Source organism: Pseudomonas sp. C32 (assembly GCF_030417915.1).
Classification (GTDB): domain Bacteria; phylum Pseudomonadota; class Gammaproteobacteria; order Pseudomonadales; family Pseudomonadaceae; genus Aquipseudomonas.
Map to the genome: position 1 here is coordinate 84,928 of NZ_JAUHUK010000018.1, position 24,299 is coordinate 109,226.

Sequence of the window (24,299 nt, forward strand, 5' to 3'; positions counted from 1 at the left end):
ACATTCTGAATAGCGTTTTCTTGCCGTGAAATTATAGATCCACTCCGTGTTTTTTAATTAGAAGTAGGATATGGGGGCGCTACAGGAACCACAACTATAGGGTCGACTAAATAGCCAGCATGGCAAAGCAGGTCAAAAGCTTAAAAAGAATATATAAAATACGTCTCAAATAAATATGAAGTCGAATTACTGCCAAGATACTCCTTGGCTCCCTCACCTGGTTTTCCCATGCCCATCACCGCACCAACAGCCACGTTATTATTTGGCACCCAATCGATAAATAAATTTGTTTCTTTGGCGAATTCTGAATGGCTCACGCCTTCTGGCTTCCCGTAGAAAGAAAAGTCGTAGTATGCAATCCCCGCTGTAAGCGCTTCAGACGGATGCAAACCAAATTTAATCATTGATGTGCGCTGGTTGGTGTTGAACAACATTGAGTTACCAACAATTTCACCTTGCACCCACGTCCCCAAATCACCACCATAACCGTACAACAGCGAATCATAATTTTTAGAAAATGCCGAATACCGATATGTCAAATCAGGTGCCCATGGCGCGCTGAAAAATGTATAGGTCGCCCCCGCATACCAAGAGTGCGATTTAATATTCGAATTTTCCTGCCATACGTACTCTGCGGACGTCTTAAGTTGCTCCACCCCAGGGATGGAAATATTTATCATTCGGACGTCGGAAACATCAAGGCCATCTCGCGTCTTGAGCTGATCGTCGGTAACTTCCAAATGCATGAAGCCGAGATGACCTCCAGAGGCTAAGTCATATTGAGCATTACCTCCATTTATTTCAATTCGCTCCTTGTATTGCACCGCATCAACATCCGCCTTAGTTTTTAAAGAGAAGCCGTCAAAGTGCCACGACCCACGATTGACTCGAACAATAAACGCGTTGTCAAAAGCTTTCCGGGCACCTAGCCAATATCCTGCCTCATGTCCCTGATCGACATGCCCCTCAGATATTAGGAACCCATTCGAAACGCTAAAATTCTGCCGACCATAGCTCACGCCAATCGAGTCAAATCCTAATAGATTGAAATACGTGAGGTCTAAATATCCATCTTCCCAATCAGTATCTGTGGGATTATCATAAGTGTAGCCAAGGCCATCACTATTCCCCCGAGTTAGAGCGCTAATGGCTGAAACCTTTCCAGAGAGAACGATTTTATCTTCAACCAATGGAAATGAAAAACCCATTCCATATTTGGCATAACCCTCAACACGATCACCATCTTTATCGATTGGGTATCCGTAGAAGCTCGATTTTGAGCCAAACGCTTGGTTTTTTTGATAAATGCCAGCCACCCCAAATTCGAGAACAGGCAGAAAAGTCAGCTCCCCAAATTTCGCCGGTTCCATAGCAAGCAGTGAAAGTGAATACAGCCCACATACTGAACCCACCACTACTGTTTTCACTGTGATGTGCATAATCCACCTATAGTTATTTTGAGTTGCGCCTTCTCAGACGCAACTTTGGTGTAGGGCTTTAAAATTGGTGCAAACTAGGACAAGACACCAACCAACTGAAAAATCACTTAGTTTTTAGAAAATCGCCAATCACTGCTGCGACTTCTTGAGGTTTCTCCCACATGACGTTATGGCCGGCCCCTGTAAACTCGACGTACTTTGACTGCGGCAGGAGTTCTCTTAGCTTGGCTTGGGAGTCACCTGCGAAGAAAATATCTTTCGAGCCATGAATAATGAGGGTGGGGGCTTTGATCTTAGAAAGGTTTTTGCTGATGTCACTGATTCTTCCCGAAGACATAACGCCGTACCATACTTGTTTCGGCACACCGGCACTCTCGTTTTTTTCGTAACTGATAAATTCAGGATCAACCGGAAGTTCGTTAGTATACCACTCATTCATAAACTTGGAATTTGGGGTCAATGGATAGGTCAACTTAGGCAACTCAGTGGCTAACCAAGAACCATCTTGGAAGGCATCGTTAGTTGCCGCTGAAGATATAAGTACAACGCCGTTTACACGTTCCGGATAAGTTGCAGCTACTGTTTGAGAAATCATACTCCCTAAGGAGTGTCCAATCAGAGTCGCACTATCAATGTTGAGATGATCCATAAGCAATTTGACATCATATGCCAAGTCGGGAAACGCGTAGCAGCATTCAGGTGCAGAGCTCTTCCCGTGCCCTCGTACGTCCAGTGCAACAATGCGGTAATTATGGTCAATGTAAGGAATCACAAGACTCCAAGATCTTGCGTTATCAGTAAAACCGTGAACGAGAACCAGAGCTTTGCCATTTGGATTACCGAATTCTCTGTAGGCAAGATTTATATCGTTAGGCAAGCTAACCATCTGCTTGGTACTTGCAAATTCTTCCTGGTCAATATTGGTGGTGGCCTGCGCCATGTGGGAAACACATAGAGCTAAGAGAAAAGCTGCGAAAAATCGATTCATATGCACCTCGCTGGTTAGTGAACTTAACTATTCACTTTCGCGAAGGCAGCCAATGATCCAAGTACGACATTTTTCTTATCTCTGGACGACTGGCGTATCCCGAAGCGACGCCATGTCGTTTTTTCACCCTAATACTTATTCTTGTTCAGTTAGGGTTGGTTTAGCGATTTCTTAGAGCCACCGCTCCCAAGGCTACTTTATGACTACGCAACTTTATGTAATGGCCGATCCTAGAGCCCTGAAAGCCCTCTACAAGCGCAGCGATGATGAAATGACCACAGAACAAAAAAAAGTCATGAAAGGCTTCCCCCCTCCTTTGGAGTATGTGGCAACCCGAGCTAATCACCATCGCCAACCGTTTAGCAGTTGGTCTTTCAGAAATATGTCGAGGTTGCTTCCTTCAGAACCCATATTTTGTAGCGGTGGGGAGCCTGAATTACTGACAGCAAAATACACGGAACTGGAGAAGCTAGAATTCAAAAGTGCTTGTGGTGAAAAATTCTCAATCAATCAGCATTTGCTAGCAACTAGGACAAATGGGCTGATCGTAATACGAAATGGCATAGTTCTTTATGAAAGATACTTTTCCGGTATGACAACCAATGACCGGCATGCATGGTTCTCAGCCTGTCAAACCCTCATAGGCATTTTAGCTGAAGAACTAATTTTTCGAGACGTACTTAATCCAGAGATGCCAGTAGGTCTAATAATCCCAGCACTTAAGGGAAGCGCCTATGAACATGCCACCGTTAGACACCTTTTGGATATGAGCGTAGGGGTCAGATACGATGAGGATTATTCAGATGTTAACTCGGATAGTGCGAAGTATATGTACATAACTGGCATTCGAGAGACGCCAGCAAATTACACTGTGCCTAAATCCTTATGCGAATATCTACGCTCGCTCAAACCAGAGCGTGAGCATGGTGGATTTTTTCAATACGTATCAGCGAACTGTGAAGCGCTATCGTGGGTTTTGGAAGTCATCACCGGCGAGCGCTTCGCACAACTAATATCCAATCTCTGGAAAAAATTGCGGTGTGAAGGAGATGCCTACTATGTAACTGACGGGTGGGGACGCAGCGCAGCAGCTGGCGGATTCTGCTCAACGCTGAACGACATGGGACGACTAGGCCAATTGCTGGTGAATAACGGTCGTGTAGGAAATCGCCAAATTATCCCAGAAAAAGTATTTAGCAATATTTTTGCGGGCGGAGATCCATCCATTTTTTCACGGCAAACCGATTACAACACTTGGTCTCCTGGAGCTTCATATAAAAGTTTAAATTACGTTTTTGATACTGACACCGTTATGGCAAGCGGTATCCATGGTCAGTATTTATTTGTCGATCAGAAAACTAACACAGTCATCGCAAAACTTTCTTCTTCTGAAGACCCTGTTAGCCTATTGGACGTTGATACGGTGCGACTATTGCGATTTATTTCCAGGACTTGGGCAGGATGATCACTCTATGGTATGGCCCAGGAAGGTTTGCGCCGTTCGCTCTTCTACGCTGTATTTGCCTTCGTGGCCCTGCGACTTCATCTGCATGTCGATTGCGGAGGAGAACCTCAACGTAAAGATTGTCCGTGGCCTTTCCGGGCTCACCACCGGTTGCAGCCCGAGCCACCGCAGTCAGACCTCAGCGATATGGCGAGCACTTTTATGTCGGTCGGACACTGGATTTACTCCTAAAAGTAGACGTCGCCTTTGCATTAAGACTGTCTCGCTCAGGCCTAGCCGTAGAGCGTCAAGCCTACCCGGTGCGCTACACATGTTCGACCAGAATCCCGTGTGCGTAATGATCAGTCTGCATTCGATATCGTTTGAGCATGCATAGTGAGCTACAGGCGCCAGTAAAAAGGGCCCGCTCAGGCCCTCTTGTACTCAAACCAACATCACTTGGTCAGCCAAGACTCAACAGTCGCGGAGCCGTGCTGTGCTTTCCACTCTTTCAGAGTTTTATGGTTGCCGCCCTTGGTTTCGACGACTTCGCCGGTGTTCGGATTTTTGTAGATCTTCACCTGGCGTGGCTTACGGCTGCCGGATTTGGATTCGGCTGCTGGAGCGTGACGACCAGACTTCGGATCAAGCAGGTTGATCACGTTCGGCAGGCTGTAGCCGTACTCGGCAAGCAGAGCGCGCAGCTTGGTTTCAAATTCGATTTCTTTCTTGAGGCCAGCGTCGCCTTTGAGGGCTTCGAGCGCTTGGAGTTGTTCGGCGAGGTGTTTTTCGAGCTGGCGGAATTCTGCGAGTTTAGACATGGTAGATCTCTGCTTAGTTAGTCCCCTAACACTACACCAAAAACTGCGATTTGAATTTAGTCAGTGCTCTTGTCATTCTCCATCAAATCGTATCCATTGGTGGCTTCAGGCAAGGCATACCAGTCAGTTCTGCATCTGCCCTTGCCGTGGCCGTGGCCGTGGCCGTGGCCGTGGCCGTGGCCCTCTTATAGGCAACCTATTGAGCATAATTTCCAGCGACTCTCAACCTAGTAAGCATTATCGATTTACTAAAACAAGGGAATTTACGCGAGGGGCACAGTGCCGCTAAGTTTAAGCCACTTCTACGACAGACACGCCGTCGCTGAGGTGTTGGCAGGGGTTTTAGAGACCTGCCAATTCCGCATTCCCGCTCACCCTATAGCTAATATTATACTATCCGACAACCGGAGAGTATTGATAGTTATCTACAGAGTCATACTCTTCTCCGGTCATGAGGTTAAGTTGTCGTACAGAACGTCCATACTTCAGGTACTTGTACACGAAATACTTAGCAACTTTATCCTCATGCGTCGAAAGCACAACTTGCCTGTTTGGGAATTCGTTACGTAACAACTCCACTAAGGAAGACATATTGATGTCATCCATGGTTTGTACCGGGTCATCAATCAGCACTGGGGAAAAGCCTTTTGCGTATATTTTATTTAAAGCTAGCGCTAAGGCAATTACCACTGCTGAGATCTGCCCTGAACTCATCGTATTAAGGACGTCGTGATCACGCTGATAATTTGACACCAATCGTACGTTTTTAAGTTCTTCTCCGCCTGTAGGGTCTTTGAGAAACACTCCCTGCCCGATACCAGACTGATGGGATTGCAAAATTTTTCCGGAATAGATATAAAATGGAATTTCAATATCGCCGATCAACTTCTTTTTGTATCTACGAATTTGTTTAAGAACCTTTAAAGAAACATTAGCCAAATCCTGCTCAAGCCGTAGAAGTTTTTCAGCATTCTCTAAGTGGGTAGCGATATCTTTGAGCACAAGCTGAAATGATGAATGATAGCAAGACTCTAGGTATCTCTTCTTTTGAGCAACGTGTTCTTCCGTCACAGAAGCCAAATTATTATTTATATTATTAAAGTAGTCTTTGAACATACGATCAAAAGCATTACCGTCGTCTGCAATCTGGTATTCGATAGATGTCTGCGGAGTATTGGTGCGGACGCGGTTCATCATCTCTTCTAGGTTTCGAGATAGATAATCGCTGTCTAAATTATTAGTTAACTTTGGAAGCATCAAATCGCTGACACTGAACGGGCAACTACCAAGCCATAAGTTCAGTTTGTGCAACCGTTCTTTAACTAGTACCGCTTTCTCCAGTGATTCCAATACTTCATCACGCAGAACTGGATTATTAGCACGAAACTCTGAAATTTGTTCAATGACCGGATCGATGAATCGCTTATTTATATCATTCTCTAATGCAAGAACCGCAAGATCTTGTCCTGATAACAGCACCGAGAAATCATTAACGCGATTAGCCGCAGCTACTTCCAGATCTGTATGATCATCATGAGGCTTGCCACAGAAGAGACATTTAAATTCTTCAGGCAGCTGACTAAGGGAGCGCGATAGTTCGGCGTGCTGGGCTACAATTTTACCGAATACTGTTTTAAGACCGGAGCTCGTCCTGCGAAGCTCCTTAACTGCCTCCTGAGCGGTCTCGAACTCATCATAGTCTTTGCGTCCAAGTAGATCAAAAACGAGAGAAAGATTGGTCGGGATATCTCCTTGTACCAGGGAGCTGTGAGACCTCTCAAGTATTTGATCTTTCGACTTCTTCTCATCGAACTCCTTTATGTGATCTAAAGAATTATAAAAACCAAGATAATCTGTAAGAAGCTCAGATGATCGCAATGCTCTAAAATAGGGGAGAGTTATGAGATAGATATCTTTGTAGTGAATAAATTCTTGCAGGACATTTAATTCAGCGGAAAAAGATGAAAGCTTCGTTTGATTGAAGGCCTCAAACTCTTCCAAATCCCACTCAGGGGATTTCGATAATTCAATCAGCCAAGGAAACAAATAACGGTGTTCTACATCGCCAAATTTTGCCGCGTGACTGGCACTGTCAATGTTGTGGCTTTTTTTCAACAGCTCGGCTTTTTCGCTCTGCATCCCACGCTGAGAACCGAGTTTCTTCTCGATGCTTTTTAAGCGAGCATACTTAGCCTCGGCTGCGGCAGTATCACCAAAGAGTTTGGATATTTGCAATGCTCGACCAGTTTCACTATTCGTTTTCAAAAAGGAGGCTGCCTCCTCCTGTTGAATATAGTGAAATAGATGGAAGTCTCTTGTGAAATCACTATTTCCAAGAAGATTTTCTACTTCTACCTGCTTTATCGGCGTCCAACCGTCAGCGCTTTCAATGAAAACATCCCAAAGCTCAGGGAAGCGGGATATTCTTTGCGCTCCTGTAGGAATCGGTGACTTAAGCTTTCGTCTTAGTGACAACGTCTCCCCTGATGAGCGGGAAAGCTTAATATCAATCAAGACGTCTGATCGAGGGTTGTGGGCAACTACTACGTCTTCAGGAGTCTGCCGTCCGTCCGTGCTTATAAAGCGATTGATTGCCCCAGTTAGCGCCAATTCAATGGCATCAAAGACCGAAGTTTTCCCGTAGCCATTAGGCCCATCAAGGAGCATTAGGTCACTTCCATTGAAGCTCACCTTATATGCTTCTCCACCGAAGACTTTGAAGTTGGTGAATTCCACACTCATGAGTTTAAGCATCAGCTCGCTCTCCCTAGGAACTGCATCATCAACTCCTCATCGACGATATCATCATCAACACCTAACGCAAACTCATACAATGTCTGCTCATCAACAGTAAGCCCAGAGACTAAAGATGCATCAAGATCAAATAAACGCTTCGGATCATGCACATAAATTACAAAAGGTATTTTTATAATTATTTTTAATAGCAGCGAATAATAATTTTTCAGCGTAGCAGACTTCTCTTTAAATTTTTGAAAGAAACGTCCGTCTCCCTCTCCAACGAGTTCGTTTATCTTTGCAATAGTGAAATCAATATCTTTTGCTTCTAAATCCATCAACTCTGCAGCGCTGTATGAAATCACATTTTTTTTGAAGTTGTACCGATCTTCCTCTATTTGAAAAACCTGCTTGTTAGTGATTGCAAGGTCGGGCCAACAAATAATCATCGTGCAATTCTTAGCAAACACCCTGTCAACAATTGGGTCTTGACGAATTTTCGAATATAGATCATCCGCCCAAACAGACAATATCAGATCGGCTTGCTGGTGAGTCGCATTTTGGCCCTCAATAACCAGATAAAACTCTGCCTTATTTTCAGTATCCTTTGGTTTGAAAAGCCTAGCCACGAACTCCTCATATTCGTGCTCAAACTCTACTGACTCATAGCCATTATTTAAAAATACTTTATCAATCAAATTAATCAGCATTTAATTCATCCATGGCTTGCTGAATGGGTATCAACCGAAGCTTACCAAAATACTCATCCCGAGGCTCACGCTCCTCAACACCGATTAATTGGGGAGGAGTGGTGTGTCTTGCGGCTTGCTCATACAACGACATGACTTGAGGCCCATCATAGATCAGGTGATTGACCTCATATAGGTCTACAACTATTCGGGTATTCGCTATCAGTGCTTTTGCGATTTTTGTCGGGGACTTGTCATTTATGGTTGTCGGCAGATAATAGTTTTCAGGGTGAGATTGTGAGCGATACACCAGCTTATTTTGATCTGCATCATTCTCGCAACAATGGAAATCCAAAGAATTAAAAATCTTCAACAACACATCCGCGATACCGTTCTCATTAACCGCAAAAGCCTGATCAACATTTGTTCGCCCCTCAAACCTCACCGCTGGGGAGAAATTTTTGTAATACGCAAACAACTTATCCGGTTTGGCACACATCAGTGAATATCGTATCTGGGATAGGTTGCACACAAAATCATCTAGATCTTCGGGAGCCGTGTAATAATCCGGGTTACTCATAAACTCGTCAAATAGGCAAAAGAATCTCTCTTTGAATTTAATCGCCAAATACTCGCTACTGACATCATCAAAATCCGTATCTAAAATAGCAAGAACATCACGCACATCAATGTGAAGCAGCTCGTTATTTTGTTTATTTAGGTGACGTTCTGTTACGTAGCAGTCGAGCGTCTCTAACAGATAATGAAAAACGCTGTCGACTTGCTTTGAAGTATTCACACCTCCCCTCATTGCAAGAACGTCCACTAGCTTTGACTTTATTAGTTCATTAATATCATCAATGCTACAACATGCATCCCCTCCATACAGATAGATCTGTATCCTGGAAATTGCCAATGATGGGTCTCCGACGATTAACTGGAGGGCGTCACTAACCTGATCTACTGTGAAGGTCTCGAACGCTTGGCCGATTATTCTAGCGGTTTTATTCCTATTTTTACTACGATTTACTGCCTTGAAAATCGTGCTGTTAGCCGGTGTTGCCACGTGTTCATTTATCAATACTTGGACAAACGCAGCGATGGCTTGCTGCAAACTCTGTCCCGCTGGAAAATTGATAGACTTCCAAGTATGAATATATCCGACAGGCCCTGGCTGACCATACAAGTTCAATGCCAAACCGAACAACGCATCATCATAAGAACTAAAACTTTGCTCGGCATAGGCTTTCACCTGATGAAATGACACCAAATTGCTATTGGCGAACAACTCAAAGTCTTCGTTATTTTCTAAGACAATGGAGTCGCCCTGAAATGTGTACGCTGCGTCTGCTCCGAGCTTATCGATTATGTGACAAAGCATATAATGGATAGCTACTTTCCCTTGGTAATTATATCCACTCCAAGAGGGAGTTGCGTCGTGGATCATTCAGGCAGTTCCTTTATTAGAATTTCCCCAGCACTCTGTTTGCTGCACCCTTTCCGAATTATTGGCGGGCCAACCGTTATAAAGCCGGTTCAAGATGCCACGCAGCAATGGATTGCACAATGCTATTACTGGGGGATTGTGATAACCGTCTGACATGACGGCTAACATAAAAATTGCCAGCGTGCCACCTTATGGAAGCACCGTTGATTCTCACGAAGTCGTCAGGGCGAGGTTCTGGCGATGCCAAAAAGACAGCGACTGGCCTACCACGTAAGCGGCGTCGTCCTAGGAGATGGAGGATGGAGGATGGAGGATGGAGGATGGAGGATGGAGGAACATACCAGGAGAGTGTTAAGGGGTGAAGGTAAATGGCAGTATGACGAATCCCTCAGATCGACCAATTAGTAGCTCTATGCTAGCGACCGAGAAAGCCCTTTCACTTGGTAGAAAACAGGAAGCAAATATGACCAGCGAATAATTATTGCTGAACCATAATTTCGAATAGTCCAATCAGGGTCTCGGGCGGAGCCAACAGGCGATACTAACTACTTGCAGTACACCGTCCAAAGCTGATCAACGCGCGTCGTAAAGCTCTGACTCATCATCTCTTGTCGCATCCCCCAGTCCGGATCTGTGGGCACGCTGGCGACACGTAATGTCCCCCCGCCCCACCTCCCATTTATTGCATCCAACACCCTCATTACCTTCTCGGTAGCTTCGGGCTGAGAGATAGAGAAAAGGTCGTCGGTGTACTCGCCTTTTTGACAAAGGTTAACCAGAAGCACCTCGGCTTTGCTGTACTTAAAACCTTGTCGGAAAACCCGATCTACTGCGTCCACTGCAGCTTTTGTCATCAAGCGAACGTCGTCCGTTGGATAGGGCAATTCCACCAACACACCATTGGCGTACTTCGCTTCCTCGGGATTGAACATGCCCGTGCGAATGCTGACCCTGATCTTCTTGCACAAAGATTGCTGAGCCCGAAGCTTCTCCGTAGCTCGCATCATGTAGGTGGCGACGGCCTCCTTGATCGGTGCAATCTCGGTCAGACGCTTACCGAACATCCGACTGCAACAGATCTCTTGCTTGGGCGGATCAGGTTCATCGAGCTCAAGACACGGCGTACCCGCAAGCTCGCGCGCCGTCTTCTCAATTACTACGCTGAATTTCTTTCGCAGCATCCATGGATCTGTTTTGGAGAGATCCCATGCAGTCTTGATGCCCATACCTTCCAAGTGAAGAGTCATCTTGCGCCCGACACCCCAAACGTCGGAGACGGAACATTTCTTGAGTACCCAGTCGCGCTTAACCTGGTCACGTAGATCAACAACACCACCACTCTGCGCCTGCCATTTCTTTGCTGCATGGTTGGCGAGTTTGCTCAGGGTTTTGGTACCGGCAATACCGACGCCGACCGGAATGCCGGTGCTTCGATAAACCTGAGCCCGGATACGCCGTCCCAGTGCCTCAAGATCACCGGGCACACCTGCCAAATCAGCAAAGGCCTCGTCAATACTGTAGACCTCAACGGCGGGCACGAGAGACTCAATGACACTCATCACTCGCTGGCTCATATCGCCGTACAACGCATAGTTCGATGAGAACGCGACGATGCCATGCTGCTTGAGTTTGTGTTTGATCTGGAAGTACGGCTCACCCATTTTAACGTAGGGTTTGCTGTCTGCGCTGCGGGCGATCACGCAACCGTCGTTGTTGGACAAGACCACGATGGGGGTCTTGGCTAGGTCAGGGCGAAAGACACGTTCACAGCTCGCGTAGAAGCTATTGCAGTCGATCAGCGCGAAGACAGGCTCAGGCTTTCGGATCATGGGCACGCACGCTGAATGTCACGACACCCCAGATGATCAGTTCATCACCTTCAAGGATGTATCGCGGCGGGTAACCTGCATTCTCGGACATTAGGATGATGTCGGAGCCTCGCTTGCATAGGCGTTTGCACACCGGCTCGCAGTTCACTGCCGCAATCACAATGTGGCCGTGTTCAGCGGTGATCGAGCGATCAACCACTGCCATGTCCCCATCAAAGATGCCCGCACCTTCCATGCTGTGGCCTTCAATGCGCACCAGATAGATATGCGGGGCTCGAATGTCCAACAGCTCGTCGATGGAGATGTGTTGTTCAAGGTGATCAGCCGCAGGGGATGGGAAGCCGGCTGGGACTTTGAACGAGTAGAACGGGAGCTGGACTCCCCCTCCTCCTAACGGGCCGATGATTGTGACGCTCATGGTGGGTGCCTCAACCAAAACTGTACATACATACAGTAAACGTCGAAGACGGTTGACGGTCAATGTCGAGCGAGAAAAATAGACCAAAGGGAATGACGCCCCATCAGCGGGCAGTACGGCTATGGTCGTGATAGGTACCCTAATTTTATTTGCTGATTGCGCGGCTTGGCTTTGTTGCCAAAAAAACCGCAGTCCATAGCTGTTCCGCCAACCACTGAGCCTCACTTCGACTGAGACTCCAGCCAACCCAACCAAAGCGCATCAAAACGTATTGGTCATCTAGCCTAATTTGAAAGTCGTAGATAGGCTCTTCACCACCTTTGAATTCCACCTCCGGCTCGGGATCGAACAGGGCTCCTTCCATTAGGAAATTTCTACCAATGCTCACAACTTGGAGCAGATCAGATGCTTCCTGTGACCCGGACGATTCATGACGCTCAATGAGAGCAGCCCAATTGTCATGGGTTGTTTGGATATTAGACTTATCCGACTTTGGGTGATTATGGTCAAACGAGTTGAGTACCGCTTTGATTAGACCAGACGCGACCTCATAAGCTTGCCGTGTGGTGAAGCATGCTTTGAAGTCGTGTAGCGTTACCCGTATGAGTCGAGACGGGGTGAGTTTGACCCTCGCGCGATAATGCTCGTCAGTTCCCGGGAAAGTGAAAAACTCAGACGACTTGAAGATGAGGCTGGATTTCAAACGGTCGTTGACGCTCATAGCACTCTCAAAGAATTGGTTTACTAAATCTCCATTCGGCTCGAGTCCTACGAATCTTTAACAGGCTCCAAAAATTTTATTGAGCACGTCAGCCAGATGCATGAATCGAAATTGACCAGGCTCTGCACCTCCCAGCCGGTGGAAGATCGACCTAAATCGAGAGTTAGCGCCTCCACACCCAATTACACACCCAATTACACCCATTTAATCTCTCTGTGGAGTTCTGCTTACGCGCTCATGACACTCTCTGAATCTTGAGGTCGAGTAAGCGGCTAGCCGTGCAGGCTGAAATATTGCAATCAGAAACGGTCTTATTGGCCGTATAAAATAGGATGCTCGCTAAAGTGTAAGCTTGCTTATCGCGTCTGAAGAGACAACACCATGCAGAGTGAGGAGGAAATTCAATTGGAACTGGCTCTGGCCGAGGCACTGAGGCGGAAGCAGTTCGAGCAATGGCTGACAGCGAACCGCGAGGCCGTTAAAGCCTACAACGAATTCGTGGAGGCCCACGGCATCTTCAGCGACTTTGTACGAAGCTTTTGAAGCTTCAGCAAGTGTTGGGATTCCCCAAAAACGACTTTAAAAATGGACTGTCAGTCGTCTCCCCAAGGATCGAACTTGTCCCCGTACTTGGCATGCAAGGCGCGATTTCGTTTGATCTGCCAGATCCAGGGATCGTAGTCATCGGGCAAAGTGGCGAGCTTGGCGCTAATGAGCATTTGCACTGTTTCATCGCGCAACAAGCGGCGAGTCAAATCGCGGCATTCGCCGAGCGTAGTAACGCCACGTATGACATGGTTTTCCTTAACATAGAGGTAAGTCATACCCACACGCATGTGACCATATTCCCTCACTTCATCAGGGTAAATGTCCTCCAAGCTGAGATGTCCCATATCGTGCTCCTAGGTGAAAAAAACCGCTCGCAAATGAGTACTCAAGTGTTGTCCGAGGACACTATGGATAGGCGTGCACCATCGATGAAATCGCCCCTGCGCGCCAGCGCCTTCAAAAGCCAGGTAGTCACAGGTGATTTGGTGTGCGCATGACAATCGCCACAATGGTGCGTTGCTGAATTTACACCTCAGTAACGCTCACCTGTCTGAAGAAACTCACGAAAACTTTTCCGTCCGACACCTCGCAGGAAACTTCCGAGAACGTAATTGCCACTTTGAGTTTCAAGAAGCCAGAAACGTCCCTCTTTCCAGGCACTCTGAATTTTCCCTGTCCGAAGAAGGCCGCCATCTGCGGGGCGAAAAGCGTCACCGTGCCCAGCATGATCAAAGGAAACGCCAAGGCATGTGTCATTTGCGATGAAGGCATCGCTGATGAACGCAGTGACCGGCACCGAATATTTCCGGATGCTCGCTCGCCCGAGGCGGCACAACTGAAAGTCGGTCAACTCTTTGCTATGAAATTCGAGCTCGATGATTTCAGACATCCCGAAAGGCTCCAAAACGAATCCAAATGAATTGCTGGCGCGTTTCACGCGTCAGGCCGACATTGAAAAAGCTGCCCCCACCGTGGCCTCTTTTCTCTGACCCGAACCCCAAAGCAGGTAGACCGTATTTTTGGTTTCAAACATGCAGCCGTAAATGAAAGAAACCTGGAAATCGCTTCGCACCCACATATTGGGTTGAAAGCGCCCTCTACTGTCCAGGACTACCTCATGAGCGAATAGCGTCGCGGGTAGCAGGCCGAGCCTCGTCAGTTTTTCCTTTTCCTCAGATGTCATAATGAGGTCGATCAAGATCCACTGCCTCACAACGCAGAACGCTTTGCCAGGGAAAATCTTCGCCGCTAGGGAAATCAAGTCCTCCTGAGAGCCCTGCCAGCCGGCCGATCCTTCCCCAACTCCGTAAAGGAGCTGGGTGATTTCTTCCAACGTTACCATCTCCGATCCTCAAAACTATTGAGTGGTGGGAAATCGCCAGATTCAAACCTCGATAATTAAATCAGGATCGAAGCCGGTGCGCTGCCCTGGATAACCGCGTGGATTTGAAACCACGCTGCATCCATTTTTGGTGAAGCTTGCAGCAACATGAGTGTGGCCATACACCCACAGATCTGCCTTCTCCAACAGATCCGACCAGTCGTTCGCATAGGACGCCGCCAAGTGGCCTTCAACGTCTTCAGAAAGATAGTCCGGCGCTGGCGCATGATGGGTGATCACCACTGTTTTACCGTCAAAGGGCTTTTCCAATTCTTGAGTTAGCCAGCTATAAGCCATCCTCGATCTGGCAATCAGATCAGCAGGACGCAAGCGGCGATAATTCATGTCAGCTCTGATCACGCGGAAATCCGTCATCCACTCCCGCGCGGTGCGGGTCGCTGCTTCGACATCTCCAGTCGAGGTGTAATCCGTCCACCCCGTAGTAACCAGAAAACGCGTCTGATCCCAAATCAGAGCCTCATTTTCCAGCACATGCACATGCGGTAATGCCGCCTCCTTCATCTTGCGCAACGTGTGATCGAGGTGGGCTCCGTAGTACTCGTGATTTCCGCAGACATAGATCACCGGGCACTGGAATGTCTCATTCGCCCACTTCACTCCGCGCGCTTTTTTATCAATGTCGCCAGCCAGGATGACCACGTCCGCATCGCTTGGGGCGGGATCGAAACGAGAGAACTCATTGTGCAGATCCGAAAAGATTTGGAGTTTCATAGAGGTCGCCGTTTTGTTCAGTGCTCCGCGCATTCCTGAGCTGGTGAATGAGCAGTCTTCGTATCCTCATAGATCATGCGAGTGTTGATGACTGAACGAGCGTCGAGAATATCTGCAGCACGGCTGTAAACAGCTCCGCTTGCAACTTTGTGAAGCAACAAGACGCGCTTACCGTTTTGGTCGTATCCGACGAACAGGCTAATTAGCTTTTCCATACGTACTGAATTGCTTCCGTTCAGTCGAGGTGAGGTCACGACCTGAACCTCCTCCACTGAGAATGTTGAATCTTGCGCCGCGAGCACATCGGACAGCATGGACACGTTCGCGGGCATCACCTTTTTGGTGCGGTGCTTGCTCCCTTCATAGAAGCGGACGGTCACGTAATAAAAAGGATCCACAGATTCAAACTGCACCATTCTCCAAGCAATACGGTCAGGGCCAAGAGAGTCTGGCTCACTGTCTATGTAAGACTCATGAGTAATAAACATTTCGCGACTTTTCCTCGTGTTGCGATGCGACGGTTCGACTTACTGACAAGGGATCTAGCTCAGACATTCTGGCAATACATAGCTATTGTTCAGTATGAAGAAGCAGCTCCTGCTCAGAGGATGGGGGCGTGCCAGATCATTGCGTCCGCTTCGCCTCCCTTTGATGAGACAGGCCTGTGTCGGCTGTCATGGGATGACGCTGCTGAAACTAGAATCCGTTTATATGCAGACCCACCCGAGTAAATATATAGATTTGCATGGGTCTTCGCAATCACGGCATACCGTCCTGCTTTGGGGGGGGGAGTCAGGATGTTGCTTCGCAACGCGTTTGCAGCGGTATTACAGCTAGTAAGGACTCGGTTGGGTCTGACGCAGCACGACATTGCTACGACTGTAACGCCATCGCATGTAAGCCAACTGGAAGCGGTCAAAACGTCACCGACCCTTGAAGTCACTCAGGAGCTTGCACAAGCGTTGCACCTGCATCCTGTTTCTCTTCTAGCACTCGTCCACGCAGCCCAAGACCAACGAACAGCTCGGGAAATTCTGCAGTTAGCTCTGGAGGAGTTGGCCATTATTGAGCTGCTAGATGCATCTCTCCCTATTCAGCCAGAAAAGCTGTCTCATCCGCAGGCGGTAGCAGCGGAGAAAAAATCGGAGGCCGTCCAGGAGCTTAAAAAAGAAGGACGCAGCCGAGCCGAGGTTAGCCAGATTTTGGGACTGCCGAAATCTACAGTCGGTCGGCTTTGGCACAACAAAAATTCGTAGAGAATGTCTTATCCGGCTAAATGGAAACCGGTGGTTACATCCACAAAGTGCCTTCATGCCACAGGTTTGGGCGCCCCAAAACCTTCCTGTGAGTGGGCTAGCTGAACAATCACAGCCTCTCTAGCCCGGCTAGTGTTCATTGATCACATGTGAGAAATGAATTTTCATCGCGAGCCAGCGGTGGAGCCCCAATGATTACGGGCGGTTCAAGTTTGGATGACACCTACACACCTACACAGTCTGGTGTTGTTTCCGTCCTATAAGAGTTCGATTCCCTTCACCCGCTCCACTAATTTCAAGGCCTCCAGCGGTGCATGTACATGACTGCATTCAGTTGGGGGCTGTATTGGGGTCAGTTTCGGGCTTTCGACTGTTCAGGCGACGCCTACTGCACTTGTAATCAGTAGGTCCCGGGCTCGATTCTTGGTACCGATACCATATAAATCAAAGGCTTGCAGCGATGCAGGCCTTTGTTGTTTCTGCCATACGTAAAATTCTTTTTAGATTCCTTTATAGCCACGGATGCTAAAGGATTGACTACCAATACGCTCGCCATGGAGGACGCCGACGAGGTGTACCAGATCCTATTCGAATTGCTGCGAGATCACATCGACGACCTGTAACACGGTCGAGCAGTGGACCGCTCCAGCTTCGGTTGGGGCGGTTTTTTTTGCCTAAAAAGGTCGGTAAAAGCCGCAGGGGATTGCGGTGTTACATGATGTGCTTTTCCGGTTCGGGAATATGGCTTGCGCCGAGGATCGCTGGCAGCAGACCTGTACGCAAATCCCCGCCACTCGGCTGTTGATAAAGACTCAACCCAAACTCAGGCAGCACCGCCACCAAGTAATCGAAAATATCCCCCTGAATCTGCTCGTAATCCGCCCACGCCGTTGTGCTTGTGAAACAGTAGATTTCCAGCGGAATGCCCTGCGCGGTGGCCTGCATCTGGCGGACCATACAGGTCATGCTCGGCTGTATCGCCGGGTGACTTTTTAGATACTCCAGCGCATAAGCGCGGAAGGTTCCGATGTTGGTCATCCGCCGATGGTTGGCCGATATCGCTGCCACATTGCCCTTCGCTTCGTTCCAGGCTTTGAGTTCGACCTGTTTGCGACCGATGTAATCGCTCACCAGATGCACCTGCGACAATTTCTGCTCTTCATCATCGCGGATGAAACGCACGCCGCTGGCGTCGATGAACAAGCTGCGTTTGATCCGTCGACCGCCGGATTGTTGCATTCCACGCCAGTTCTTGAACGACTCGGACATCAAGCGCCAGGTCGGGATCGAAATAATTGTCTTGTCAAAGTTTTGCACCTTCACCGTGTGCAGCGTGATGTCGACCACGTCACCGTCAGCGCCGACCTGCGGCATCTCGATCCAGTCGCCCACCCGCAGCATGTCGCTGCTGGTCAGTTGCACACCGGCCACAAACGACAGCAGCGTGTCCTTGTAGACCAAAATAATCACCGCCGACATGGCGCCCAGACCCGAGAGCAGCAACAGCGGCGAACGGTCGATCAGGGTGGCGACAATGATGATCGCGCCCAGCGCGTACAAGACCATTTTTGTCAGGTGCACGTAACCTTTGATCGAACGGGTAAGGGCGTGTTCGGTGCGCGCGTAGATGTCCAGCGACGCATTGAGTAGGGATGTGACCGCCAGCAACAGAAACAGAAAGGTGAGCGCCAGCGACGCATTGCTGAGGAAATTCAGGGCGGTCGTGCTCAGCCCTGGCACCAGGCGCAGGCCGAACTGAATCACCAGCAACGGCGTCGCCTGGACCAGGCGATGAAAGACCTTGTTGTAGTAAAAGTCGTTGATCCAGTGCAGTGTCGGTTGGCGACCGAGCATTTTGGTCGTATGAAACATGAGGTACCGCGCCACTCGTCCGAGGACCAGCGCAATGACCAATAACAGCATCAGCGCCAGGCTTGTATGCAGGAGCGGGTGTTGATCGAGGGCACCCCAGAGGCCTTGGAGGTTGAGCCAGAGCTGCTTGATATCCATGGGCTAAAACGATTCCTCTGTAAGACGCGGCGGGAAATTAGGGCACTTAAGACGCTTTAGATGACGTTTGAAGACAAATTCATTGATGTAGTCGCTCAATCCAGAGGGCCGAAAGTGCCCTACCTCTACTGGGAAGCCCGCGACAAAGCGGGCACCTGGTGCAGCGAGTTTCCTCGTCAATCTGGTGGCGGCACCAATCTGTTCTCTAGGGCCGTAACTACTGCTCAAACCTTGAGCTTGAGGCTAGATGGTTCTGCTTATTGCGCCAGTCCTACTCATCGGTACTTGACGCACGAGCGGTGACTTCAATGGCCTTAATACTGATAGCTGCAAAGATGGCCGTCATCAGCACGCCGTTAAAACCAAGCACGATGGCAAGGAAACGCGAGGTAGCCAGTTTGGGCGCCAGGTCGCCGTAACCGATGGTCAGGCCGGTGACAAAAGCAAAGTAAATACCTTCAAATGCGCTCCATCCTTCGAGCTGACTGATGATCAGACCGAGCAGCGAGATAATAAAAATGAGCATTAAAAAAATCGGCGAGACAACAAGAAAATAAAACCACACAGTTTTGTAAAACTCGCGGCGAACTTTCTTGGCATAAGTGATACGCGTACGCATGTTATGGATTTCCATTAATAAAGCTTGAGCCAGGGAGAAATGAAACTCTCTCTTTAGGGACAATTAAAATATTGTCCTATGGGAGCGTGACATTAAAACAATAAAGTTTTGCTGTTTTCTTTTCCAGTTTTTTGCAAGATTTCTCTTAATGCTTACAAATGGCTTGCCACCATAGCAAGCGGGGTCATAGTTACTACCTAAAACAAATATTTCATAATCCTTGAAATATGTTTCAAAAATGTCGTCATATTCTAAATATTGTGACGCTTGATTGTTCGCTATATTCAAGCATGATGATGGGGCGAAATTTAAATAATGCTTGCTTCAAGCCATGTATTACTTTGGATTCGTGCCCTTCGACATCATTTTTTATAAAATCAATTTTTGTTATGGCGGTCGAATTTTCAGCTACCCATTCATCGCCTCTGATGAGTGATACTGTTTCCGTGCTATGTGAGCCATCACGCGCCCCCGAGACCAGACGCGCCCATATTGCCATTTTCGTTAACAAAAATAGCGCAGGAGTAGGCAGAGACGAAATCAAAAATTGATATTTCTGGTTAATTACGCTCTTTGAACAGAATCGCTCGTTAGTTTCTGTCAATCAGCGCAAAAGCAATTCGATCAACGCGCAGCGCTTCAACGTATTGAAAGTCGACGAAAGCAGCTTCATGAAAAGCGGCAGGAGCTTGATAGGTATTGCAGCCGCCCATTGTGATTTGCGTGCCTGGAAGCTCCAATCTGTTGGCGCAATTTGGTCAGCATTTCCATATCCTGAAAAATTAACGTCGCAAAATCTGAGTTTTGTTAACGTTTGTTCTTGTCCGGTAACGGATTTCGTCCAGATCCAGGATTGCATCTCTTTGAAGCGACGACTGACACCTCCCAAAACGCGAGGTAATGCAGTGCGTGTGATTGCAAAAGGGACATTGCGGGAGTTCTGGGAAAGTAGTCCGGCTTATGCTGACTCCGAAACACCACTGGTTGAAGGGTATCGGCACATGGAAAAAACCGAGGTCAAAGCGGAGCTTAGAACGACCAGCATCTTCAAGGGTGGCAGGGTTGTATTCAACATCGGTGGCAACTAGTACCGAGTGTTCATGGCAATTGATTACCAACGCCAACTTGGTTTCATACGATTCGTTAGCACTCACGCTCAGTACGATCAGATCAACACGGAGACCGTGTGATGAACATTAAGCCTATTCGCAGCCAAGAAGACCTGAACGCTGCATTTGCTCGTGTTGAGCAATTGTGGGGCTCGGAAGGCGATGAGTTGGAAGTTCTTGCGCTGCTCATCGAAAAGTACGAAGACGAGCATTACCCGATGCCCCCCTCGGATCCGATTGAGGCAATTAAATTTCGCATGGATCAACAAGGCCTGACGCCTCGTGATCTGGAACCCTTCATCGGCACCAGCGATTTCGTGTGAGCGTACCTGACGAAAAACCTCGAAATACACAAAACACGTAAACCAAGACTTGCACAAAGCCATTCCCGCAGCGCCCTCCTAGACTCGATTCCTATCGCTGCACCGCCGAACCCGTGAGATTCGGTGGTTATAGTGTTGATTACAAAAAATCAGTAGGTATAGTAACCACAAGCACACCACAGGGAGGTGATGTGAATAGCCGATTTTTGATAAGCCAACTCATTGCAGACGGCTGGTATCTGGTACGAGTCAGAGGCAGCCATCATCACTTCAAGCACCCGACCAAGCCGGGGTTGGTGACAGTCCCTCACCCGAAGAAAGATCTGCTCAAGAAAACGGCCATCAGTATTTTGCAACAGGCGCTGCTCTGACGAGTGCTAGGCGCCAAGTCCTCGGAGGACAATGAACATGCTTTATCCAATTGCGATTTCGATGGGCGACGACGAGCACGCCTGGGGCGTTGAAGTCCCCGACATTCCGGGCTGCTTTTCCGCCGGGGAAGATCTGGATGACGCGATGGCGATGGCCCGGGAAGCCATCGAAGGCCATTTCGAGATTCTGGCCGAAGACGGCTCGCCCATTCCACCAGCCAACAAAGTGACCTTGCACGCAGCTGACCCGAAATATGCCGGGTGTGCGTGGGCGCTGGTGGACATCGACGTTACCAAATATCTGGGTAAGGCCCAGAAGCTGAACATCACGCTTCCGGGTTACCTGCTCAACCGTATTGATGAGTACGTGCTGCACCATCCGGAAGAGAAAAGCCGTTCGGGCTTTTTGGCATCGGCGGCACTCAAGGTGTTGCAGCAGGGCTGATGACAGTGCTTCAGCGAGAAATCAACCGGCCCCTGTGGCCGGTTTTTTTATGGCCGGGGTTTAGAGCAACGCTGAATCCACCCCCGACCCTCGATCGCTCGAATGAGGCCGTTTTGTAGATAAAGCAACGTCCTACAATAGTCTGGGAAATGTCCGTACACTTGCGCATTGCTGTGCTTTTGCCACGAAGCCTATAGTCCTCCGACGCCCAAATGGCGTGTCGGGTTTGGCGACCTGAAGTGGAATGCAAAAGCGCGCTGGCTTGCTTGCAGGCGTTTTTGCATCTGTAGAGTTGTCGTTTTTTGGCAGCTGTGCGCGGGAGACTTTCGAGTCTGCCGGCTTCCACTCCGGTTCGCCAACCTGCGTACAGTTGCCACCCTTTCGTTTGGCGACGATCGGTTGGTAGACCTCAACTAAGTGGAGCAATACTCATGCAAGAATTCATGGCTTTAACCAGCAACGCCGACGACCTCCCCTCCCTCTACGTCAACACGACCCAACCTCTGCACTCCCTCCTCAGCACCGCCAGCTACAGAATCCGAGCCGTTACTCAACTTCTGGAAAACCTCGCCATGCGCGGTGACCTGACCTCTGACACCGTCGTTTTGAGTGATTTTGCATTGCTGTGCTGCGTGCCATTGCGCGATGGTTGCGATGTGCTGGATGTGATCGCTCGACGGCTGGATGCAGAGCCGTCCTGATGCAATCCTGTGGCGAGGGAGCATGCTCCCTCGCCACAATGTCGGGGTGCTTTGCAGTCTCAGCGGGTCGCGACAATGAACAACCGTGGAAACGGCAACAGCACCGAACCATCGGCCAGCGCCGGATAAGCCTGTTCAATCGCTGACAGATATTGTTTGAGGTACTGCACCCGCTCCGCCTCATCCAGCGGTTCAATAAACGGCCGCAACCCACTGCCCTTGAACCACTCGACGACACCGGCCGCACCCTCCGCGAGTGGATGATGGTAGGTGGTGCGCCACACATCGACGCGCGTGCAGCAGGCTTTGAGCATCGAATAATAAACGCCGGCATCGGCCATCTCGGTCCGCTGCCCGGCGACTTTCGAAAGCTTGCTGGCCCATGGTCCGTCAGCCGCGACTTCGCGCATCAAGCGATGCGAAGGTTGCTGGAGGTTGTCGGGCATCTGAATCGCCAGGCTGCCGCCGGGCGCAAGTTTGTTCACCAGTGCAGGCAACAACGTGGCGTGATCGGGCACCCACTGCAACACCGCGTTGGCGAAAATCACATCGAACGGACCTGCTTCGCTCCAGGTGTCGATGTCCGCGATATCGAATTGCACTTGTGGCAGGCGCTGGCGTGCAGCCTCGATCATGTCGCTCGAACTGTCCAACCCGCGCACCGCAGCGCCGGCAAAACGCTCCACCAGCAACTCCGTCGAGTTACCGGGACCACAACCGATATCGACGGCCGAGCGCACATCACCGGCGGGGATCGCCGCCAGCAGGTCACGGGCTGGGCGGGTGCGTTCATCTTCAAAAGCGACGTATTGTTTGGCGGACCAACTCATTGCGTTCTCCTGTCGGTGTGTTGTCCTCGGGTCGCTACGATACCGCGTTGAACATCATCAAAGGTTTCAGAAAACCGGTTGTTCAGTCATATCGAATTTTCACCTTGCCGCCACTGTCTGAAATTCAAGCGCCCTCTTATAAGGAACACGGCCATGAAATTCGCAAAAGTCGCGCAGAAACTCGCCCTGTGGGCCGGCAGTCCCATGACGTTCATGGGAGCGATCATTCTGATTTTTTTGTGGGCGGTGAGCGGGCCGTTTTTCGGTTACAACGACACGTGGCAACTGGTCATCAATACCTCGACCACCATCATCACCTTCCTGATGGTGTTCCTGATCCAGAACACGCAGAACCGCGACACGGACATTTTGCATTTGAAGGTCGATGAGTTGCTGCGGGTGACCAAGGATGCGCAGAACGCGATGCTTGGGCTCGAAGCGCTGGACCTCAAGGAGTTGGAGGCGCTGAGAAAGAAGTATCGGACCCTCGGCGAAGGCCAGACCATTTCCCTGGACGGTACCGTTATCGAAGAAAAGGCTCAGTCCGGATTGAAAGACTGCTGATAAAACAGCCATTGCACAGGCGTCTGTCATCGCCTGCGCAATTCAAAAATCAGCGACTGGCTTGCAGCGCCCTGGCCATTTCCAGATGGTTCTGCAGCTTCGGCAGAGTCTCCTCGGCAAACGCTTTGATTTGCGGCACGTCAGTGGTCTGCGCCGTCTGCTGCAATTGTTCGATGGCTTCCTGAGTGGTTTTCACCTGACTGGCGGCATAGGCCTCATCAAACGTCGCGCCTTCCATGACCTGCGGCATCAATGCCTTGGCTTTTTCCATCACCTCCTCGCGCGGTGCCACCGGTAGATCCAGTTGTTTGGCGATTTTTGCCAGGTGCTGGTTGGCGGTGGTGCGGTCGTTGATCACGACGATGGTGTAGTCCTTGACCTCTTTGGATTCGGACTTCTGGTGCGCCAGTCGGCTGGCTTCGATATCCGCCATGCCTTTGGCGGAGGCATCGTTGATGAATTCGGCAGGCGACTGGGCGAAGGCGCTGCTGGCGCACAGGCCCAACAACGTTACAAAACTGGCATTACGCAATCGGGTGGCCATCCGGTTCATGGTCGCGCCCTCCTCTTAAAATTCAAACGGGAGCTTTCGCTCCCGCTTCTCAATTAAAACGACCGTTATCCACTAGCGGGACTTTTGCCCGCCTTGTCCGCCTTTTCGACCCATGTCGGGCTTCTCTTTATCGACAGTCGTGGTGGTCGTTTTCCCACCTTTGCGACCGGCTTCAGATGCCTTCGTTCGATCGTTGGCGAAATTTCCCGAGTTCGAGTTTCTTGAGTTAGGCATGATTCTCTTCCTCTTGGTATTGATCGCGGCGAGCTGTAGCCCGCATAGAATCTGAATTTTCGCGTGCCAAAAGGTTTAGAAAACCTGAAA

The 24,299-nt window shown here is 49.3% G+C and carries 27 protein-coding genes and 2 pseudogenes; 9 read left to right on the forward strand and 20 right to left on the reverse strand.

The features are described 5' to 3' along the window. Positions 1-140: 140 nt before the first annotated feature. Positions 141-1,439 carry a hypothetical protein gene (locus QYH43_RS20215; protein ID WP_301157937.1) on the reverse strand — a complete coding sequence of 433 codons (1,299 nt, stop codon included), beginning with the start codon at positions 1,437-1,439 and terminating at the stop codon, positions 141-143. A 103-nt stretch (positions 1,440-1,542) separates the two neighbouring features. Beyond that, positions 1,543-2,427: an alpha/beta hydrolase gene (locus QYH43_RS20220; RefSeq protein ID WP_301157938.1), complete on the reverse strand. Its 885-nt coding sequence runs from the start codon at positions 2,425-2,427 to the stop codon at positions 1,543-1,545. A gap of 199 nt (positions 2,428-2,626) precedes the next feature. Here QYH43_RS20220 and QYH43_RS20225 point away from each other — a divergent pair, with 199 nt between their 5' ends. Then, positions 2,627-3,892 carry a serine hydrolase gene (locus QYH43_RS20225; RefSeq protein WP_301157939.1) on the forward strand — a complete coding sequence of 422 codons (1,266 nt, stop codon included), beginning with the start codon at positions 2,627-2,629 and terminating at the stop codon, positions 3,890-3,892. Between the two features lie 434 nt (positions 3,893-4,326). Here the strand turns inward: QYH43_RS20225 and QYH43_RS20230 are convergent, their stop codons facing one another. The 7 genes from QYH43_RS20230 to QYH43_RS20260 form a co-directional block, all read right to left on the reverse strand. Continuing rightward, a complete protein-coding gene (locus QYH43_RS20230; RefSeq protein WP_301157940.1) occupies positions 4,327-4,692 on the reverse strand; it encodes a histone-like nucleoid-structuring protein, MvaT/MvaU family in 366 nt (121 codons plus the stop codon). A gap of 393 nt (positions 4,693-5,085) precedes the next feature. Next, the gene (locus QYH43_RS20235; RefSeq protein ID WP_301157941.1) at positions 5,086-7,446 is read right to left on the reverse strand and encodes an AAA family ATPase; all 2,361 of its coding nucleotides are present in this window, start codon (positions 7,444-7,446) and stop codon (positions 5,086-5,088) included. After that, positions 7,446-8,138, reverse strand: coding sequence for an ABC-three component system middle component 1 (locus QYH43_RS20240; protein ID WP_301157942.1), 693 nt, complete (start codon positions 8,136-8,138; stop codon positions 7,446-7,448). Before QYH43_RS20240 ends, QYH43_RS20235 begins: the two co-directional genes overlap by 1 nt. Beyond that, entirely contained in the window at positions 8,128-9,564 is a 1,437-nt protein-coding gene (locus tag QYH43_RS20245; RefSeq protein ID WP_301157943.1) for an ABC-three component system protein, read from the reverse strand. The genes QYH43_RS20240 and QYH43_RS20245 overlap by 11 nt, the downstream gene beginning before the upstream one ends. Before the next feature lie 545 nt (positions 9,565-10,109). After that, positions 10,110-11,390, reverse strand: coding sequence for a translesion error-prone DNA polymerase V subunit UmuC (umuC, locus tag QYH43_RS20250; protein WP_301157977.1), 1,281 nt, complete (start codon positions 11,388-11,390; stop codon positions 10,110-10,112). Beyond that, positions 11,377-11,811, reverse strand: coding sequence for a LexA family transcriptional regulator (locus QYH43_RS20255; protein WP_301157944.1), 435 nt, complete (start codon positions 11,809-11,811; stop codon positions 11,377-11,379). Before QYH43_RS20255 ends, umuC begins: the two co-directional genes overlap by 14 nt. A 145-nt stretch (positions 11,812-11,956) precedes the next feature. Then, the gene (locus QYH43_RS20260) at positions 11,957-12,532 is read right to left on the reverse strand and encodes a hypothetical protein (protein ID WP_301157945.1); all 576 of its coding nucleotides are present in this window, start codon (positions 12,530-12,532) and stop codon (positions 11,957-11,959) included. Between the two features lie 405 nt (positions 12,533-12,937). Here QYH43_RS20260 and QYH43_RS20265 point away from each other — a divergent pair, with 405 nt between their 5' ends. After that, on the forward strand, positions 12,938-13,075 hold the full coding sequence (locus QYH43_RS20265; protein WP_301157946.1) for a type II toxin-antitoxin system CcdA family antitoxin: 138 nt from the start codon (positions 12,938-12,940) through the stop codon (positions 13,073-13,075). Positions 13,076-13,125: 50 nt separating this feature from the next. Here the strand turns inward: QYH43_RS20265 and QYH43_RS20270 are convergent, their stop codons facing one another. From QYH43_RS20270 to QYH43_RS20290, 5 genes are all read right to left on the reverse strand, one after another. Beyond that, a complete protein-coding gene (locus QYH43_RS20270; RefSeq protein WP_301157947.1) occupies positions 13,126-13,425 on the reverse strand; it encodes a hypothetical protein in 300 nt (99 codons plus the stop codon). 188 nt (positions 13,426-13,613) lie between these two features. Next, positions 13,614-13,970, reverse strand: coding sequence for a hypothetical protein (locus QYH43_RS20275; protein WP_301157948.1), 357 nt, complete (start codon positions 13,968-13,970; stop codon positions 13,614-13,616). Between the two features lie 51 nt (positions 13,971-14,021). Next, positions 14,022-14,423: a hypothetical protein gene (locus QYH43_RS20280; RefSeq protein WP_301157949.1), complete on the reverse strand. Its 402-nt coding sequence runs from the start codon at positions 14,421-14,423 to the stop codon at positions 14,022-14,024. Positions 14,424-14,465: 42 nt separating this feature from the next. Beyond that, positions 14,466-15,194: a metallophosphoesterase family protein gene (locus QYH43_RS20285; protein WP_301157950.1), complete on the reverse strand. Its 729-nt coding sequence runs from the start codon at positions 15,192-15,194 to the stop codon at positions 14,466-14,468. A gap of 17 nt (positions 15,195-15,211) precedes the next feature. Next, complete coding sequence (locus tag QYH43_RS20290) at positions 15,212-15,682, reverse strand: hypothetical protein (protein ID WP_301157951.1); 471 nt, start codon at positions 15,680-15,682, stop codon at positions 15,212-15,214. A gap of 309 nt (positions 15,683-15,991) precedes the next feature. Here QYH43_RS20290 and QYH43_RS20295 point away from each other — a divergent pair, with 309 nt between their 5' ends. Beyond that, entirely contained in the window at positions 15,992-16,450 is a 459-nt protein-coding gene (locus QYH43_RS20295) for a helix-turn-helix domain-containing protein (protein ID WP_301157952.1), read from the forward strand. 711 nt (positions 16,451-17,161) lie between these two features. Here QYH43_RS20295 and QYH43_RS20300 read toward each other — a convergent pair. From QYH43_RS20300 to QYH43_RS20310, 3 genes are all read right to left on the reverse strand, one after another. Then, positions 17,162-18,460: a mechanosensitive ion channel family protein gene (locus QYH43_RS20300; RefSeq protein WP_301157953.1), complete on the reverse strand. Its 1,299-nt coding sequence runs from the start codon at positions 18,458-18,460 to the stop codon at positions 17,162-17,164. A 271-nt stretch (positions 18,461-18,731) separates the two neighbouring features. Then, on the reverse strand, positions 18,732-19,079 hold the full coding sequence (locus QYH43_RS20305) for a potassium channel family protein (RefSeq protein WP_301157954.1): 348 nt from the start codon (positions 19,077-19,079) through the stop codon (positions 18,732-18,734). A gap of 244 nt (positions 19,080-19,323) precedes the next feature. Next, positions 19,324-19,623: an FkbM family methyltransferase gene (locus tag QYH43_RS20310; RefSeq protein WP_301157955.1), complete on the reverse strand. Its 300-nt coding sequence runs from the start codon at positions 19,621-19,623 to the stop codon at positions 19,324-19,326. A gap of 361 nt (positions 19,624-19,984) precedes the next feature. Here QYH43_RS20310 and QYH43_RS26930 point away from each other — a divergent pair. From QYH43_RS26930 to QYH43_RS20340, 5 genes and pseudogenes are all read left to right on the forward strand, one after another. After that, positions 19,985-20,269: pseudogene (locus QYH43_RS26930) on the forward strand (type II toxin-antitoxin system HigB family toxin). Beyond that, positions 20,269-20,499 (forward strand): annotated as a pseudogene (locus QYH43_RS20325) (type II toxin-antitoxin system HigA family antitoxin); the annotation flags it as partial. The pseudogenes QYH43_RS26930 and QYH43_RS20325, both read left to right, overlap by 1 nt. Positions 20,500-20,702: 203 nt before the next feature. Then, the gene (locus QYH43_RS20330) at positions 20,703-20,882 is read left to right on the forward strand and encodes a type II toxin-antitoxin system HicA family toxin (RefSeq protein WP_095060219.1); all 180 of its coding nucleotides are present in this window, start codon (positions 20,703-20,705) and stop codon (positions 20,880-20,882) included. A gap of 37 nt (positions 20,883-20,919) precedes the next feature. Beyond that, positions 20,920-21,327 carry a type II toxin-antitoxin system HicB family antitoxin gene (locus QYH43_RS20335; RefSeq protein ID WP_034150108.1) on the forward strand — a complete coding sequence of 136 codons (408 nt, stop codon included), beginning with the start codon at positions 20,920-20,922 and terminating at the stop codon, positions 21,325-21,327. Between the two features lie 431 nt (positions 21,328-21,758). Next, positions 21,759-22,028: a short-chain dehydrogenase gene (locus QYH43_RS20340; RefSeq protein ID WP_095060215.1), complete on the forward strand. Its 270-nt coding sequence runs from the start codon at positions 21,759-21,761 to the stop codon at positions 22,026-22,028. 59 nt (positions 22,029-22,087) lie between these two features. On the opposite strand, the gene tam is transcribed toward QYH43_RS20340, so the two are convergent. Beyond that, positions 22,088-22,858: a trans-aconitate 2-methyltransferase gene (gene tam, locus QYH43_RS20345; RefSeq protein WP_301157957.1), complete on the reverse strand. Its 771-nt coding sequence runs from the start codon at positions 22,856-22,858 to the stop codon at positions 22,088-22,090. A gap of 153 nt (positions 22,859-23,011) precedes the next feature. Here tam and QYH43_RS20350 point away from each other — a divergent pair, with 153 nt between their 5' ends. Continuing rightward, positions 23,012-23,422 (forward strand): low affinity iron permease family protein, encoded by a 411-nt coding sequence (locus QYH43_RS20350; protein ID WP_095060211.1) that lies wholly within the window; start codon positions 23,012-23,014, stop codon positions 23,420-23,422. A 49-nt stretch (positions 23,423-23,471) separates the two neighbouring features. Here QYH43_RS20350 and QYH43_RS20355 read toward each other — a convergent pair whose 3' ends face one another. Together QYH43_RS20355 and QYH43_RS20360 are read right to left on the reverse strand one after the other, a co-directional pair. Continuing rightward, positions 23,472-23,975, reverse strand: coding sequence for a DUF4142 domain-containing protein (locus QYH43_RS20355; RefSeq protein ID WP_301157958.1), 504 nt, complete (start codon positions 23,973-23,975; stop codon positions 23,472-23,474). Positions 23,976-24,047: 72 nt separating this feature from the next. Then, a complete protein-coding gene (locus QYH43_RS20360; protein ID WP_082344429.1) occupies positions 24,048-24,209 on the reverse strand; it encodes a KGG domain-containing protein in 162 nt (53 codons plus the stop codon). Positions 24,210-24,299: the final 90 nt, after the last annotated feature.

Bases quoted from the DNA above. Each gene is read 5' to 3' on its own strand.
- QYH43_RS20245 (WP_301157943.1), bottom strand. From the start codon at position 9,564: ATGATCCACGACGCAACTCCCTCTTGGAGTGGATATAATTACCAAGGG.
- QYH43_RS20340 (WP_095060215.1), top strand. From the start codon at position 21,759: ATGCAAGAATTCATGGCTTTAACCAGCAACGCCGACGACCTCCCCTCC.
- QYH43_RS20285 (WP_301157950.1), bottom strand. From the start codon at position 15,194: ATGAAACTCCAAATCTTTTCGGATCTGCACAATGAGTTCTCTCGTTTC.
- QYH43_RS20290 (WP_301157951.1), bottom strand. From the start codon at position 15,682: ATGTTTATTACTCATGAGTCTTACATAGACAGTGAGCCAGACTCTCTT.
- QYH43_RS20270 (WP_301157947.1), bottom strand. From the start codon at position 13,425: ATGGGACATCTCAGCTTGGAGGACATTTACCCTGATGAAGTGAGGGAA.
- QYH43_RS20300 (WP_301157953.1), bottom strand. From the start codon at position 18,460: ATGGATATCAAGCAGCTCTGGCTCAACCTCCAAGGCCTCTGGGGTGCC.
- QYH43_RS20350 (WP_095060211.1), top strand. From the start codon at position 23,012: ATGAAATTCGCAAAAGTCGCGCAGAAACTCGCCCTGTGGGCCGGCAGT.
- QYH43_RS20275 (WP_301157948.1), bottom strand. From the start codon at position 13,970: ATGTCTGAAATCATCGAGCTCGAATTTCATAGCAAAGAGTTGACCGAC.
- tam (WP_301157957.1), bottom strand. From the start codon at position 22,858: ATGAGTTGGTCCGCCAAACAATACGTCGCTTTTGAAGATGAACGCACC.
- QYH43_RS20360 (WP_082344429.1), bottom strand. From the start codon at position 24,209: ATGCCTAACTCAAGAAACTCGAACTCGGGAAATTTCGCCAACGATCGA.
- QYH43_RS20260 (WP_301157945.1), bottom strand. From the start codon at position 12,532: ATGAGCGTCAACGACCGTTTGAAATCCAGCCTCATCTTCAAGTCGTCT.
- QYH43_RS20240 (WP_301157942.1), bottom strand. From the start codon at position 8,138: ATGCTGATTAATTTGATTGATAAAGTATTTTTAAATAATGGCTATGAG.
- QYH43_RS20305 (WP_301157954.1), bottom strand. From the start codon at position 19,079: ATGCGTACGCGTATCACTTATGCCAAGAAAGTTCGCCGCGAGTTTTAC.
- QYH43_RS20280 (WP_301157949.1), bottom strand. From the start codon at position 14,423: ATGGTAACGTTGGAAGAAATCACCCAGCTCCTTTACGGAGTTGGGGAA.
- QYH43_RS20335 (WP_034150108.1), top strand. From the start codon at position 20,920: ATGCTTTATCCAATTGCGATTTCGATGGGCGACGACGAGCACGCCTGG.
- QYH43_RS20215 (WP_301157937.1), bottom strand. From the start codon at position 1,439: ATGCACATCACAGTGAAAACAGTAGTGGTGGGTTCAGTATGTGGGCTG.
- QYH43_RS20220 (WP_301157938.1), bottom strand. From the start codon at position 2,427: ATGAATCGATTTTTCGCAGCTTTTCTCTTAGCTCTATGTGTTTCCCAC.
- QYH43_RS20295 (WP_301157952.1), top strand. From the start codon at position 15,992: ATGTTGCTTCGCAACGCGTTTGCAGCGGTATTACAGCTAGTAAGGACT.
- QYH43_RS20355 (WP_301157958.1), bottom strand. From the start codon at position 23,975: ATGAACCGGATGGCCACCCGATTGCGTAATGCCAGTTTTGTAACGTTG.
- QYH43_RS20225 (WP_301157939.1), top strand. From the start codon at position 2,627: ATGACTACGCAACTTTATGTAATGGCCGATCCTAGAGCCCTGAAAGCC.
- QYH43_RS20230 (WP_301157940.1), bottom strand. From the start codon at position 4,692: ATGTCTAAACTCGCAGAATTCCGCCAGCTCGAAAAACACCTCGCCGAA.
- QYH43_RS20235 (WP_301157941.1), bottom strand. From the start codon at position 7,446: ATGCTTAAACTCATGAGTGTGGAATTCACCAACTTCAAAGTCTTCGGT.
- QYH43_RS20255 (WP_301157944.1), bottom strand. From the start codon at position 11,811: ATGAGCGTCACAATCATCGGCCCGTTAGGAGGAGGGGGAGTCCAGCTC.